General features: G+C 37.2%; 13 protein-coding genes. 7 read left to right on the top strand and 6 right to left on the bottom strand.

Annotated features, from left to right (window positions below):
* The first annotated feature begins 232 nt into the window (after nt 1-232).
* From H344_RS0109585 to H344_RS0109575, 3 genes are all read left to right on the top strand, one after another.
* Nucleotides 233-544, top strand: coding sequence for a hypothetical protein (locus H344_RS0109585; protein WP_026810124.1), 312 nt, complete (start codon nt 233-235; stop codon nt 542-544).
* A gap of 13 nt (nt 545-557) precedes the next feature.
* Nucleotides 558-980, top strand: a complete 423-nt coding sequence (locus H344_RS19980) for a hypothetical protein (RefSeq protein WP_051254240.1) — start codon at nt 558-560, stop codon at nt 978-980.
* 120 nt (nt 981-1,100) lie between these two features.
* Nucleotides 1,101-1,850: a M15 family metallopeptidase gene (locus H344_RS0109575; protein ID WP_051254239.1), complete on the top strand. Its 750-nt coding sequence runs from the start codon at nt 1,101-1,103 to the stop codon at nt 1,848-1,850.
* A gap of 15 nt (nt 1,851-1,865) precedes the next feature.
* Here H344_RS0109575 and H344_RS0109570 read toward each other — a convergent pair whose 3' ends face one another.
* The 5 genes from H344_RS0109570 to tsaD all read right to left on the bottom strand — a co-directional run bounded on the left by H344_RS0109570 (nt 1,866) and on the right by tsaD (nt 6,744).
* Nucleotides 1,866-2,978 (bottom strand): class I SAM-dependent methyltransferase, encoded by a 1,113-nt coding sequence (locus H344_RS0109570; protein ID WP_316929561.1) that lies wholly within the window; start codon nt 2,976-2,978, stop codon nt 1,866-1,868.
* 73 nt (nt 2,979-3,051) lie between these two features.
* Entirely contained in the window at nt 3,052-4,152 is a 1,101-nt protein-coding gene (locus tag H344_RS0109565) for an AI-2E family transporter (RefSeq protein ID WP_026810121.1), read from the bottom strand.
* Nucleotides 4,153-4,155: 3 nt separating this feature from the next.
* Nucleotides 4,156-4,812 carry a DUF4159 domain-containing protein gene (locus H344_RS0109560; RefSeq protein WP_026810120.1) on the bottom strand — a complete coding sequence of 219 codons (657 nt, stop codon included), beginning with the start codon at nt 4,810-4,812 and terminating at the stop codon, nt 4,156-4,158.
* Between the two features lie 149 nt (nt 4,813-4,961).
* Nucleotides 4,962-5,669 carry a 16S rRNA (uracil(1498)-N(3))-methyltransferase gene (locus H344_RS0109555; RefSeq protein WP_026810119.1) on the bottom strand — a complete coding sequence of 236 codons (708 nt, stop codon included), beginning with the start codon at nt 5,667-5,669 and terminating at the stop codon, nt 4,962-4,964.
* A 52-nt stretch (nt 5,670-5,721) separates the two neighbouring features.
* Nucleotides 5,722-6,744, bottom strand: a complete 1,023-nt coding sequence (tsaD, locus tag H344_RS0109550) for a tRNA (adenosine(37)-N6)-threonylcarbamoyltransferase complex transferase subunit TsaD (protein WP_026810118.1) — start codon at nt 6,742-6,744, stop codon at nt 5,722-5,724.
* Between the two features lie 28 nt (nt 6,745-6,772).
* Here tsaD and H344_RS19975 point away from each other — a divergent pair, with 28 nt between their 5' ends.
* The 4 genes from H344_RS19975 to H344_RS0109530 all read left to right on the top strand — a co-directional run bounded on the left by H344_RS19975 (nt 6,773) and on the right by H344_RS0109530 (nt 14,313).
* Nucleotides 6,773-11,173 (top strand): translocation/assembly module TamB domain-containing protein, encoded by a 4,401-nt coding sequence (locus tag H344_RS19975; RefSeq protein ID WP_051254238.1) that lies wholly within the window; start codon nt 6,773-6,775, stop codon nt 11,171-11,173.
* Between the two features lie 193 nt (nt 11,174-11,366).
* Nucleotides 11,367-12,353, top strand: coding sequence for a 6-phosphofructokinase (gene pfkA, locus H344_RS0109540; RefSeq protein ID WP_026810117.1), 987 nt, complete (start codon nt 11,367-11,369; stop codon nt 12,351-12,353).
* Nucleotides 12,354-12,376: 23 nt separating this feature from the next.
* Nucleotides 12,377-13,378, top strand: a complete 1,002-nt coding sequence (gene gap / locus H344_RS0109535) for a type I glyceraldehyde-3-phosphate dehydrogenase (protein ID WP_026810116.1) — start codon at nt 12,377-12,379, stop codon at nt 13,376-13,378.
* A gap of 83 nt (nt 13,379-13,461) precedes the next feature.
* Nucleotides 13,462-14,313: an N-acetylglucosamine kinase gene (locus H344_RS0109530; protein ID WP_026810115.1), complete on the top strand. Its 852-nt coding sequence runs from the start codon at nt 13,462-13,464 to the stop codon at nt 14,311-14,313.
* Here H344_RS0109530 and H344_RS0109525 read toward each other — a convergent pair.
* On the bottom strand, nt 14,303-14,686 hold the full coding sequence (locus tag H344_RS0109525; RefSeq protein WP_026810114.1) for a RidA family protein: 384 nt from the start codon (nt 14,684-14,686) through the stop codon (nt 14,303-14,305). The two genes, H344_RS0109530 and H344_RS0109525, sit on opposite strands and share 11 nt — an antisense overlap.
* Nucleotides 14,687-15,534: the final 848 nt, after the last annotated feature.

Here is a 15,534-nt window from a genome sequence, read left to right as displayed (position 1 = left end):
GAATCTGTAAAAATCATAGGAATCTAATAAGTGAATTATTACAAACACATCAATTGAAAACCTTTTCGCACAGACAGTGTTAAGGTAGTGTGTCTCTAATGCGTACTCAAAAATTTTTTATGTACCTTTTTCTAACGACCTTTGTAAGTTGGGGCTTATTTTGTAGATGAGGAGGAATGAATCGACAGGTTTCCAAGAATTTATGAATAGAATCTTTTGAAAATTATTAGTAATGGGGAAGGTGGCTTACAGGAAATGTTCTAACTGCGGTACTGTTAACGTAAATAGCGATTACTGCGAGAATTGTGGTGAGTTAATTAATATAAAGCTAAAAAGGCAACTAGCGAGAGAAGCTAATGATATAAAAAAACAGGAGGATAAAGCAGCGGAAAAGCCAAATGCAGTTACTGTATTTTTTAAGAAAGCTTTAAAACACCCTAATCTATTAATAAAAATTCCGGCTGTTATTTTTTACTCTATCTGGGTAGTAGTTATGTCTATTGGTGCTTTTATTGCTTTCTTATTTAGCTATATAGTTGCTTAATTAACGGCTTGCTATGAGAACGTATAGTAGTAAAATATTGTCTTGGATAAAACGGATGTATTTCCCCTTTTTCGCTATTCTGGGAGGGGCTATTTATGTTGTGCAGAGGTTGGGTAAGGCTGAAATACTTCCTACTTGGGTGGCTTATTATATGAATGATTTGCTGTGTATGCCTATAGTTCTTTACATATGTAGGTATGCAGTCCGATGGCTTAAATCTGACAAGAATTTAAACTTAACAGTATTTTCAATCATCTCGTTGACAGTGTTTTACTCTACCTACTTTGAAGTATATCTTCCAAAGATTAATGTTCGTTATACTGCAGATATTTTTGATGTTGTTATGTACTTTTTGGGAGCTGCTTTCTTTTATTTAATAGAAAACGTGGTTGACGAGTTTAAGCCTACTCGCAATACTCGATTGAGGAGTAATTGAAATCCTGTTTTTCTATGCTAAAGGGTTTCAGAAAACTGTTAAACAAATAGCGCTTAAGACTTGTTCTCTTGGAGGAATCTTTTATTTTTAACAGTTGAATATAAAAAACAAACGTTTGGGATGAATAATGCTAGATTTTCATTTAAGTGCTTAGGGGTAATTATTGCATTGCTTCTAGCAAGCTGCGGTGAGCAAAAAAAGAGTGAAAAGGAGAAAACGGAATCTCCAGAGGTAATGGCTCCAATAGACACGCTAACGGCGAAAGATAGTGTGCAGCCTGCTAAAGTGGAGAAAGTAGCGTTAAAGTCATTAGAAGGGCTAGCAGATACCACTTTTGTGCGTTTGGCGGACTATAGTGACGATTTTGTGTACGATATGAGGTATGCTACCGAAAATAATTTCTTGAAGGAGCAGGTGTATGATTGTGCTGAATGCTATACTCGGGTAAAAACGGCAAAGGCCTTGTTGGAGGCTAATAAGGAGTTTATGAGTAAAGGGTATAAAATAAAATTCTTTGATTGCTACCGTCCTAATTCTGTACAGTATAAGATGTGGGCGATTGTTCCCAACCCTCAATATGTTGCTAATCCGGTTAAGGGTTCTATCCATAACAAAGGGGGAGCGGTAGATATTACCCTGGTGACTTTAGATGGTGAGGAATTAGATATGGGTACTGATTTTGATTTCTTTGGGAAAAAAGCTTATCATGATAATCTAGATTTGCCACAACACATTTTGGATAACCGACTCCTTCTAAAAGAAACCATGGAAAAATATGGTTTCTGGTCTATTAGAACAGAGTGGTGGCACTATAATCTGTCTGCCGGATCTAACGATAAGGTAGCTAATTTTAAATGGGACTGTCTGTAAGGGGTGTTTTTCCAACTACGCTTTAGTGCACTTAAGAACTATTTTGTTCTCTTCTAGGTCGGTAGTGAAGAACAGGTAGGTATCTCCTCCATCTTTAATTTTAAACTTCTTCCTAATATCGCTTACAGAAACAGGAAAGTTTCTCGTAGTAATATTGGCTTTGTTGATTTTAAGGCTGTTAATGGCTTTTTTATTATAGGGATAGGCTCCTTTAATAGTAAATCGTCTGCCAGGAAATTCCAGTAATTGATTGCTAGTATATAGATGCGAATGTTCATGCAGTTTATGCACCTCAAAGCTTTCGCTTACGGTTTTAAAGGCCCCAGCCTTTAGAATAGCGGAGTTTGGTTCGTACAGGTAGCGTTGAGGCTCTGAATAGCTAGGGGAGGCAGTAGTTTCCTTATTTAGTATAAAATTAAACGCTTCCCTATCGTTAGAAGTGAGGTTAACAGTTTTTATTCTTATCTCTCCTTGGTAGCTTCTTTCTAGAATCCAGAGTAATTCTTTTACTTCATTTTTTACGGCAATAACATGAATCTCCTTTACGAAATTTAATTCCCTAATACCTGCTGTTATATCTAATAGGGGAGCGGTTTTAATCATGATGTTTTTTGCGCTTGCAAAAAGTAGGGCTAAATTTTCAGGAACATTAGGCAGGCAATCTGCGAGCATAAATACTTTTCCTTTGGCGTCATTTCGCCTTGAGGGGTCCACATAAATCCAATTGAAATGCGTGTCCGAATTCTTTAAATATTCGATTCCATCACTAGCAAAAGTTTCGATATTATTTCTGTCTAAAATCTTGAAATTATAGGCAGCTATTTCGGCTAATTTTGGGTTGATTTCGCAGTGTAAAATTCGGTCAATTTTTTGACTAAAATAATAACTGTCTACCCCTAGTCCGCCAGTGAGGTCTAAGAGCGATTTTCCATTACATATTTCTGCTTTGTATTGGGCAGTAGTCTCGGAGGAAGTCTGCTCTAAATTTAGTTTTTCAGGGTAGTAAATAAGAGGGGTTCTAAACCATGTAGGTAGCTTTTCCTTACACTTATTCTTGGCTTCAATCTGTTGAACAATCTCTTTGGAGGTTACTCCTTTAAAACCGTGATCTTTTAACAAAACTGACATCGTGTCAGTCGTTAAATTCTTATTTATAAAAGATTGTATATCAGTATTTAGTATGTTTTTATTCAAAGTATAACTATAAGTCTTTTGTAATTTGTTTTACTATTTTATTATCGGCTAAAAATTCCTTTAAAATTACCTTTATAGCGGTGTATCCTGGTACTGCAATGATCATTCCTGTAATACCAAAAAGCAATCCTGCTATAATAATTATTAAGAAAATTTCTAGGGGGTGCGACTTCACGCTATTGGAAAAAATAATGGGTTGAGAAAAGAAATTATCTACTAATTGTCCTATGGTTAAACCTAATAAAACATAGCCTGTTTTTGGAAGGATTTCATTGATGAAATTGGCATCCATATTACTAGTTATTGTGAGTGCTATCATAAGGGTTCCTCCAATGATGGGACCTAGGTATGGAATGATGTTAAATATGGCGCAGAAAAAAGCTATTATAATGGCGTTTTCTAAACCAACTAGTAGAAGTGTTATACTGTAGATGGAGAAGAGAATAAAAATCTGAACGAGTAGTCCAACGAAGTAACGCGACAAAAGGTTTTTAATTTTCTCCATAGAATTTACAAGTTTCTCCTCTTTGCTTTTTGGTACTAATATTAGTAGACCGTTTTGCAAAAGATTGCTATCCTTTAGAAAAAAGAAGGAGATAAAGAGAACAGAAAATAGACCAATGCTAATATCACTAAATAGGGTCATAAAAGCATTCAGAAAATTGGGGATAAGTCCTGTTTGTAGTTCTGCCTTAATATTCTTCCCTATATCAGTTCTCTTAATCATTTCCTCATTACCGCCTCCGTTACCTCCAAAATAGTGTATTATCTCGCTGTAAACCGAGTTTAGGCTATTGAGCAATTGATCAAAATCTAATAACGCCAGATTTTTTCCTTGTTGGGTGATTACAGGTACAAAGAGTGCTACTATGGCTACAAATATTCCTATAATGAACAATAGGGTAGCAGTAACAGCTAAGATGTTTGGGAATTTTAATTTCCTTTTTAAGAAAAAAACAATTGGTCTCCCTATTAAGGCTACTACTGCAGCAATGAGAATGTATGCAATTACAGATTGTATGCGGTATAGAAAATAGGCTATAAGGACTATTGCTGTAATAACCCCAACTGCACGGAGGATGCCATTAGCGATTGTTTTGGACTTCATAGGTTAGTTTTTAAAAACATAAGAAATGATATTTGCACCCATTTCTAGCGCTTTGAGTCTTACTTCTTGTGGATCTTGGTGCACTTCTTGGTCTTCCCAACCATTTCCTAAATCACTTTCATATGTAAAAAGAAGTACTAGTCTATTCTCGTGAAAGATGCCAAAGGCCTGTGGTGGTTTCCCGTCGTGTTCGTGTATTTTAGGAAGGCCTCTGGGGAATTTATATTGTTGGTTAAAAATAGGGTGGTCTGTACCTATTTCTATCAATTCCTTATTGGGGAATACTTTTAAAAGCTCTTTTCTAAGATAGGGTTCCATTCCATAATTATCATCTATATGTAGAAATCCCCCTCCAAGGAGGTAATTGTTTAAGTTTTTCGCATCTTCATCCGAAAAGTAAACATTCCCATGTCCGGTCATGTGAATAAAGGGATATTGAAAAATGTTAGCGCTGCCTGTTTCTACCGTTGCTGGCTTAGGGTTTATTTTTGTGTTTATATACTGATTGCAAAAACGAATTAAGTTAGGCAGTGAAGTGGGGTTTGCATACCAATCTCCTCCACCTCCATATTTTAAAACAGCAATTTCTTGACTGTGAACAGAAGAGCCAGAAGCTAGAAAAAGGAAAAGTAGATAGACAAAAGCAATATGTTGTTTCATTTTGGCCCCAAAGTTTAATCTTCTCAAATTTAGCAATATTAATCTAGATTTTCCTTGCAGCTTCCTGTTCTCATAAAAACATAAGAAATGGTAACTCGTATAAGTTACAACGTTGTTAAATTTCTTTATTATAAATATCTTAATTAAAGCTATAGGTTTATCATAGCTACGGCAGTACAGGCAACAACTGCAGCAGTTTCTGTGCGTAATCTAGTCTCACCTAAGGCTATTGGGTGGTATCCAGAACTTAGGGCTAAAGTTATCTCAGCCGGGGAGAAATCGCCCTCAGGTCCTATTAAGACCGTAGTAGCTTGTTTTGGGGTTAGGGAATGGTATAGTTCCTTTTTTACGGCATCTGCCTCGCAATGCGCTATAAAGAGGTCGCCGCTTTGTGGGGTGTTTAGAAAATCTTTTAGGGGAATAGCATCATTTAATATGGGGAGGTAGGTTTGTAGTGACTGCTTCATGGCGGACTGCAGCACTTTTTCCATGCGTTCTTTTTTTATGACTTTGCGTTCAGAATGATCACATATCACTGGTGTAATCTCATGAACCCCTATTTCAGTGGCTTTTTCCAAAAACCATTCAAACCTATCGTTTAATTTTGTGGGGGCTACTACCATATGTAGCCTATAAGGTTTGTTGGGAGTGGTGGTCTTAGCGATAATTTTAGCTTCACACTTTTTATGATGTGCGTTGCTAATCTCCGCTTCAAACAAAATTCCTTTGCCATTGGTGATGTTTAGTTTATCGCCAGGTTTTTTTCGCAATACTTTGGAAATATGCCTGCTCTCATCGGCAGGGAAAGAGAAATCTATAGTGGTATCGTCTAAGTCTGGATGGTAAAATAACTGCATCTAGTAAGGTGTGATTTATATAATGTTTTTTGTGCTTTTTATCGCGAAGGATTTACAGAATATACCGTGCCTGGGCAGTAACATCTTGTTTTGTAAAGTCTTGTTCCTGGTGTTTTAAATAGCCTACTATTCCTATCATAGCGGCGTTATCGGTGCAATATTCAAATTTGGGAACATAGGTGGTCCATCCCCATTTGCTTTCTGCCTCCGCAAGCGCTTGTCTTATTCCGGAATTGGCCGACACTCCGCCGCCTATAGCAATCTGCTTTATACCGGTTTGCTTCACGGCTTTCTTTAATTTATCCATCAGGATATTTACTATGGTGTGTTGTATGGAGGCGCAAATATCATCCCTATTTTCGGCAATGAAATTAGGGTTGTTTTTGGTTTCTCGTTGAATAAAATAGAGGATGCTAGTCTTTAATCCGCTGAAGCTAAAATTAAGTCCTTCTACTTTTGGTTTAGGAAAAGGAAACGCTTTGGGGTTGCCTAATTGTGCATATTTATCCACTAATGGACCTCCAGGGTAAGGAAGGCCTAGTATTTTTGCGCTTTTGTCATAAGCTTCACCAACGGCATCATCTAGAGATTCGCCCAAAACCTCCATATCAAAATAATTTTTCACTAAAACAATTTGGGTATGTCCACCGCTAATAGTCATCGCTAAAAAAGGAAAGGAAGGAATTTTATAATTGTCCTCTACAATAAAGTGCGATAAAATATGGGCTTGCATGTGGTTTACCTCAATTAGAGGGATGTTTAAACCTAGGGATAGTGACTTTGCAAAAGAGGTGCCAACTAATAAAGATCCCATTAGTCCTGGTCCGCGTGTAAAAGCTATGGCGGATAACTGTTTTTTATCGATATTTGCCTTAGCTAAGGCTTGGTGTACCACGGGGACAATATTTTGTTGGTGTGCCCTAGAAGCGAGTTCCGGAACTACCCCTCCGTACTCCTCATGAATTTTTTGTGTGGCCACAACATTGCTTAGGGTTCTATTGTTACACATCACAGCTGCGGAGGTGTCATCACAAGAAGATTCTATGGCGAGAATATATATAGCTTTATTTTCCACTTAGTTTGGAATTTGGAATAAAAATTGAATGTACAAAGGTAAAACATTAAGCCCTATCAAAAAATTAAGAAAATTTCTAGTCAGAGTAATTTTGGTCTTCCTTCTTATGGGTGTCATGGGGAGTTTGGTGTTAACCCTGCCTATTGTGCAAACGGGCTTTGCTAGATATGCTGCAACAGCAATTAATAAACAATATGGGACCAATATTAATATTGATCGCATGCGATTGTCTCTTATTACCTGGAACACTTCTCTAAAAGGGGTTTATGTGGAGGATTATAAGCAAGACACACTTTTCTATATAAAAGATTTAAGTACTTCTATTCTGGACGTTGGGAATTTGGTGAAGGGAAAATTGGAATTCGGAGATATTGCAATAGAAGGGCTAAATTTTAAGCTTAAAACGTACAAAGACGAGAGTGGTACAAACCTAGAGGTTTTTATAGATAAGCTAGATGATAAAAAACCTAGGGATCCGGATTCGCCACCTTTCTTCCTTTCTTCCTCCAATGTAGATATATCTCAAAGTCTTTTTAAGCTAATTGATGAGAATAAGGAGTCGGAGGAAATGCTGAATTTTAAGCATCTGAATATAACTGCAGATAATTTTACTATTGTGGGGCCAGAGGTGGTTTCCAGTATTAAGGCGATGTCCTTTAAAAGTGGAAGGGGAGTGGTGGTAGATAAGATGAGCACGCAATTTAAATATACCAAGGAGCAAATGCGATTTGATTCCCTGGCGATTAAAACCCCCCAATCTAATTTAACAGGGAATGTGGTATTTAATTATAAGCGTGAAGATCTGGCCGATTTTATGAATAAGGTGAATGTAGATGCTGAATTTGTAGAATCTACCGTGGCTTTAAATGAAATAAACCTCTTATATGACCAGTTTGGCAGTGATAAGATTGTACTTTTTTCTTCAAAAGTAGATGGGTACTTAAACGACCTAGATATCACCCGGATGTTCTTAAACATGGACAATACCGGAATTAGGGGAGATTTTAACTTTAAGAACCTTTTTAATCCTGAGGCTAAGTTTTCTCTTAATGCAGATATGAGGAATGTAACCTCTAGTTATTATGAATTACGAGCATTGTTGCCCAATATCTTGGGAGATGTGCTCCCTTCATCAATAGAAAGGCTTGGGCAGTTCACTATTCGTGGAGATGCAGATATTACCGAATCTTCTATAAAAACGAGATCTAATATCAATACGTTAATTGGGAATAGCTATGTGGATTTAGAGCTAACGAATATTGACCATATTGACAATGCGTCCTATGAAGGTTTTGTTGCGTTGATGGATTTTGATCTTGGAGAATTGATAGAGACCGAAAAAGTAGGGGTTACTAATTTGGACTTTAATGTGGAAGGTAGGGGATTTGTAAAGGAAAACCTGAATACCGAAGTGATAGGGGAAGTGTATTCCTTAGAATTTAATGGGTATAACTATAAGAATCTAAAAGTATCGGGAATATTAAAAGAACAGCTTTTTGATGGTTCCCTTTTCAGTAATGATGAAAATATACAATTTTCGTTTAAAGGACTTGCGGATTTTAAGGAGAATAGAAACAATTTTAATTTTATAGCTTCTGTAGATCATGCCGACCTAAAGAAGTTGAATTTTATAAAGGATAGTGTCTCTATTTTTAAGGGGGATATTGTTATGGATATTACGGGGAACTCTCTTGATAATATTGCTGGGGATATTAATTTCAGTAAAACCGTCTTTCAGAATGTAAACGACACCTATTATTTTGATGACTTTAAGATATCTTCGACTTTTGAAAATGATACTACCAGGATAATCGATATTAATAGCCCAGATATTATTACTGGTTATCTAAAAGGGAATTTTAGGGTGAAAGAGATGGGGCGTCTGCTGCAAAACTCGCTGGGAAGTATTTATACCAATTATAGGCCCCATAAAATATCTAAAAACCAACGTCTCGCCTTTAATTTTAAGATATACAATAAAATTGTAGATGTATTTTTCCCTGAGGTGACTTTTGATCCCAATACCTTTATCAGAGGAAATATTATTGCGGATGAGGGCGACTTTAAACTGAACTTTAAGTCGCCTAGTATTATGGCTTATGGGAACGTAATGGATAGCATTGATGTTAAGATAGATAATAAAAACCCTTTGTTTAACACCTATGTTTCGGTAGGGGATATGTCTACTCCCTATTATGATGTAAAGGACTTTAATCTAATTAACACCACGCTTAAGGATACCTTGTTCTTTAGAACGGAATTTAAGGGAGGGAGCAATTTTAATGATAATTATAATCTCAACTTTTATCACACCTTTAATAAAGAGAAGAAATCGGTTATTGGTCTTAAAACCTCCGACATTAGTTTTAAGGGGAATAAGTGGATATTAAACAAAGAAGGTAATACTAAAAATAAGGTGATCATTAACAGTACCTTAGATAGTATTGTGATTCAAGAAATGGTGATGAATCACAATGATAAGGAGCAGATTAGACTTAGAGGACAGTTGGCAGATTCTACCTTTAAGGATGTAGAGCTGCAATTTAGTGCTGTATCCCTGGAGAAAATCACCCCAGAAATAGACAGTCTAAAATTAATGGGAGAGGTAAACGGAACACTCAACCTACTACAAAAAGACAATGTCTATTTGCCTTCCTCAAATTTAAGGATATCTACATTTGGGGTCAACGATTTTCCTTTGGGGGATCTTAGTGTTGGAATAGTAGGGAATAAAGACTTAACCAGTTTTGTGGTGAATTCCTCTTTAATTCAAGATGGGAAGGAGAAGCTAAGCGTAGTAGGGAACATTATAGATAAGGAAGATGAGGAGCCGCAGGCGAATCTAATAGTAGATTTTAACGACTTTAAGTTAGAACCATTTAGTCCATTAGGGGAGGGTGTCATTACTAATATTCGCGGTCTTTTAAGAGGGAGTGCTCAATTAAAAGGTCCCTTGAGGAATCCTGATATGACAGGGTTGTTAAGTTTGGATAAAGCGGGATTAGCCATCCCATATCTAAACGTAGATTATAGTTTTGCCCCTTTTTCAAAAGTCAGACTTAATAACCAAACCTTTAATTTTGAAAAGGTAAAGCTTACGGATATCGAAATGAAAACCAAAGCTACTTTAGATGGCACAATAACTCATAATTTATTTAGGGATTGGAGTTTGGATTTAAATGTGGATACGGAGAATAATCGTTTTTTAATATTAAATACTCCGTATGAAGAAGAGGTGCTTTATTATGGTACGGGTTATTTAAATGGTAAGGGAAGAATATATGGGCCTACTCAAGCTTTAACAATTAAGGTAGATGGAGAAACAGCAAGGGGTACGTCCCTTAAAATTCCTATTAGCGATGTAGCTAGTGTGGGGGATTTTTCTTTTATCAATTTTGTAGGGAAGAAAGAAAATGGGGAAGAAACCTCGCAGCGTGTACTTAAGGAGGTAGAAGGGTTAGAGTTGGCATTTAACTTAGATGTTACGCCAGAAGCAGAGGTAGAGATTGTGGTAGATACTAAAACAGGAAGCTCCTTAAAAGGTACTGGAGTCGGAATTTTATTTATAGAGATTAATACCAATGGGAAGTTTAATATGTACGGGGATTTTGTGGTGGTCACCGGTGAGTTTCACTATTTGTTTGGTGGTATTATAGATAAAACTTTTAAGGTAAAACCAGGAGGGAACATCACTTGGGAAAGGGAACCTTTAGCAGCTCAATTAAATATGGAGGCGATTTATTCGTTAAATGCTAATCCGGCGCCATTATTAGATAATCCAGGTTATACTAGGCGAATACCTACGGATGTAGTGGTGCGCTTAACTGGGGAATTAGAGAGTCCGGTTATAGATTGGCGAATAGACTTCCCAGGAACTAATTCCATTGTAAAGTCAGAATTAGAATATAGGTTGCAAGACCCTACTATTGCTGAGAGGAACGCCTTGTTTTTACTAGCGCAGGGATCTTTTGTAAATGAGCAAACGGGAATTAATCAGCAAGCGGTTACTGGTAACCTGCTGCAGTCAGCTTCAGGTTTGCTAAACTCTGTTTTGGCAGGAGATAATGATAAATTAAACCTTGGACTTTCTTATGAGCAGGGGATTTTAGACAAAAATGCCGATATACAGACCGAAAATAGAATAGGAGTAACCTTATCTACGCAGATAAGTGATAGGGTGTTATTGAACGGAAGGGTTGGGGTTCCGGTAGGAGGAGTGTCAGAAACCGTGGTTGCTGGAGATGTAGAAGTGCAGATCTTGTTAAATGAGGAAGGTACCCTAAGTGCCAAAATATTTAACAGGGAAAATGAGATTCAGCAATTTCTGGCAGATCGCCAGGGATATACCCAGGGGTTAGGGCTCTCTTATCAGGTAGATTTTGATAGTTTTAGGGCCTTGTTGCGGAAAATTCTAGGGAAAGATAACTAAGAGTATTCTGCTTAGAATATAAAGTTTGGATTGGGAGGATTTTGTTGCTTTTTCTGCAATTTTGTTTGTGAATTTAACAATCTGAAGAATATTTAGTAACGAAAACGTTTTAGTGCTAACTAATCGTCAAATTAAAGCTAAAGTCCTGTTTAAATTAAAATAAGTTTGCTAATTTTGCTTTTTTAAAAAATTAATGGCTTCAACAATAAAGAAAATCGGTGTTATGACATCGGGGGGCGATTCCCCTGGGATGAATGCTGCAATTAGGTCAGTAGTTCGTACTTGTGCGTATTTAAAAATTGAATGTTTCGGTATCTACAGAGGATTCGAAGGCATGATGGAGGGTGACTTTAAGGTCATGGATGCGCGTAGTGTAAATAATATTATAAATAAAGGAGGGACCATCCTTAAATCTGCCCGTTGTGTACCTTTTAGAAGTAAAGAAGGTAGGCAGCTAGCATATGATCAGCTTCAGGCAGCTGGGATAGATGCTCTTGTGGTAATTGGTGGTGATGGTAGTTTTACAGGTGCCCTAACTTTTAACCAGGAGTTTGGTGTTCCTATTATGGGAATTCCAGGAACCATAGATAACGATATTTTCGGTACCACTTATACGCTTGGTTTTGATACTGCTTTAAATACTGCAGTGGAGTGTATAGATAAAATTAGAGATACTGCTAGTTCTCATAACCGACTCTTCTTTGTGGAGGTTATGGGTAGAGATGTGGGACACATCGCGCTAAATGCGGGAGTAGGTGCTGGAGCAGAAGAGATTTTAATTCCTGAAGAAAATTTAGGATTAGATAGATTATTAGAATCGCTAAAGCGAAGTAAACAATCTGGTAAGTCCTCTAGTATTGTAGTGGTAGCAGAAGGAGATAAGACCGGGAACAATGTATTTGAGCTTAAAGAGTACGTAGAAAAGCACTTGCCTATCTATGATGTGCGTGTCTCTGTACTTGGCCATATGCAGCGTGGTGGCGCACCTTCTTGCTTTGATAGAGTACTAGCAAGTAGAATGGGAGTTAAGGCGGTAGAATCGCTATTAGAGGGGAAATCTAACCTAATGGTAGGTATTCAAGATAATACCATCACTCTTACTCCAATTAGTAAAGCGATAAAAGGACATACGAAGATTGATAAGGAGCTCTTAAGAGTTTCAGAAATCATGACAACATAATTAAAAATTAAAACACGAGAAAAATGTCAAATTTAAAAGTAGGAATTAACGGATTTGGAAGAATAGGTAGATTGGTTTTTAGAGCCATCGCCAAAAGAGATAATGTAGAGGTAGTTGCAATCAACGATTTGTTAGATGTTGAGCATTTAGCTTACTTGTTGGAGTACGATTCTGTACACGGGAAATTTGATGGTACCGTTGAAGTAAAAGATGGTCACTTGGTAGTAAACGGGAAAACTGTTAGAATTACTGCTGAGAGAGATCCAAAAAACTTGAAGTGGGATGAGGTAGGAGCAGAGATTGTTGCGGAATGTACTGGAATTTTCACTACCTTAGAAAAAGCGCAGTATCATATTGATGGAGGTGCTAAGAAAGTAGTTATTTCTGCACCATCTAGTGATGCTCCAATGTTCGTTATGGGAGTTAACCATAAAGATGTTAAAGCATCAGATAAGATTGTTTCTAATGCATCTTGTACTACAAACTGTCTTGCTCCAATGGCAAAAGTATTGAATGATAGTTTTGGAATTGAGGAGGCTTTAATGACTACTGTTCATGCTACTACAGCTACTCAGATGACTGTTGATGGTCCTTCTAAGAAAGACTGGAGAGGTGGAAGAAGTGCATTGTTAAATATTATTCCTGCGTCTACTGGTGCTGCTAAAGCGGTTACTAAAGTTATTCCAGCATTGGAAGGGAAACTTACAGGTATGGCGTTTAGAGTTCCTACAGCAGATGTATCTGTTGTGGATTTAACAGTAAGGTTAGAGAAGGAAACTTCTTATGAGGAGATTAAGAAAGCCTTTAAGAAAGCTTCTGAAGGTGAGATGAAAGGAATTTTAGGATATACAGAAGAAGCTGTTGTTTCTCAAGATTTCATCGGTGATGCTAGAACTAGTGTTTTTGATGCTGGAGCTGGAATTGAGTTGAATTCTAAATTCTTCAAAGTTGTTTCTTGGTATGATAACGAAGCTGGATACTCCAATAAGTTGGTAGATCTTGCTGAGTATGTTCATTCTCTATAATAGATAAGTTCAGTAATAAATTATGAAATCCTGAAAGTGAACATCTGTTTATTTTCAGGATTTTTGCTTAATACATTTGTTTTATGATATTGATAGTTGATAGTGGCGCTACAAAATCGGATTGGATCGCTTTAGACGAAAAGGGAGACCAGTTATTCATGACGCAAACCCTTGGACTTAGTCCGGAAGTATTGACCAGACCAGTGATAGAAGACCGTTTGGCCAATAACTTTGAGCTTTCTAAAAATAGAGAAAGGGTAACCCATTTGTTTTTCTATGGGGCAGGTTGTGGAACCGATAGGATGAAGAAATTTTTGGGAGATATCTTTAAAGATTTCTTTCCTAATGCAAAGGCCGAGGTTAAGGAAGATACCTATGCCGCTATTTTTGCCACTACAAGAGTAGGGCAGCAAGGTATAGTCTGTATTTTAGGTACGGGGTCTAACTGTAGCTATTACGATGGAGAGAAATTGCATCAAAAAGTAACTTCCCTAGGGTATATTCCAATGGATGATGGGAGTGGAAACTTTTTCGGTAGAAAATTAATTCGAGATTACTACTTTAATAAGATACCAAAAGACTTGGCTGCTAAGTTTGCAAGTGAGTACGATTTAGATGCGGATGTAATTAAAGAAAACTTATACAAACAGCCAAACCCTAATACTTATTTGGCAACTTTCGCTAGATTTATTGTGGAAAATAAGGACCACCCCTACAGTAGAGGGGTGATCGATAAAGGTTTCCAGCAGTTTGTAAATAATTACATTATGCAATTTGAGCTAGCTACCAAGGTTCCCGTTAGCTTTGTGGGCAGTATTGCACACTACTTGCGTGATGAGCTCACTGCGGTAATTGAAAGAAACGATTTGGTACTTGGTGTTATTAGACAAAGACCTATAGAAGGCCTAGTTGAATTTCATAGGGCTAACCTTTAATAGCAATCATAGAGATTTCAACGTTTACAAACTTAGGTAGGTTAGCTACCTCTATTGTTTCCCTTGCTGGAGCGGTAGCAGCGTTAAAATAGGTGCCATACACCTCGTTAATCGGTGCAAATTGATGCATGTCTTTTACAAAGATTGACGACTTAACCACATTTTCAAAAGTCATTCCTGCTTCGGTAAGAATGGCTTTTAAATTTTCCATAGATTGCTTTGTTTCTTTTTTTATGTCGCCCTCTACCAATTCCCCTGTCTTTGGATCTATAGGAATTTGCCCGGAAATGTATAGGGTGTTCCCTGTAAGTACTGCCTGATTGTAAGGCCCAATTGGTGCTGGGGCATTTTTGGTGTTGATAATTGTTTTCATCTTAAGTGTTATTTATTTACAGTTAAAATTAATCGATTTCTAATCAATCCCTTTTTATTCTTCGGATTAATCCTTCACTTTTTCAATAGGGACCAAGCTAACAAAATTATAATTCTGTTCTAAGTTTGACTTGGTAATTTTATGGTAAAAATGTAATTGAATACCCCCGTGATTTATCACTGGGGTAAAAGAGCAAGACAAATGAAACGGCTTTAGCCGAAGCTTTCGCTAGTACAAAGTATTAAGTATTAAGTATTGAGATTTGGGTCAGTAATCAGTAACCAGTCGTCGGTAAACAGTAATACTTAATAAACAGTAAGCATTTATCAATTAACAATGGCTTAGCTATACTAATGAGATTCTTTACTTTTTTCCAGTTTTAACACCGGTCAACTCTAATCAGGGAAGTACATGAACCATGTTTTATAAAGGAAATGAATAGCCCCGTGATTTATCACGGGGGTCTAAGAGGAAATCAAAATAACGGCTTTAGCCATAGCTTTCGCTGGTACAAAGTATTAAGTATTAAGTATTGAGTCCCTCCCTCGGGCAGGCCCGAGAACACGAACTTTAGCTAACTTAAGTTTAGTTATCTTTATGGAAATCAGGGAAGCAAGTATCCTAACCTTGTCGTTCATTGGTGCCGCAGAGCCCTTTATTGAGTTTAGGTATGCGTGTCTTTAAAACACGAATTGGTGGCAACGACCCCTTATGATAGACTATCTTTTATCAAAGCACGCTGGGTACCAACTTCCCATAATATCCATACATCATGACAAAGATAATAAATTATGACACGGCAGGGATCGATGTTTCTTCTAGAGACCATTATGTTGCCGTACCCGAGG

The sequence above is a fragment of the Arenibacter latericius DSM 15913 genome, assembly GCF_000424985.1.
In the GTDB taxonomy this organism is placed as follows: domain Bacteria; phylum Bacteroidota; class Bacteroidia; order Flavobacteriales; family Flavobacteriaceae; genus Arenibacter; species Arenibacter latericius.
This window is presented reverse-complemented; position numbering and strand designations above follow the sequence as displayed.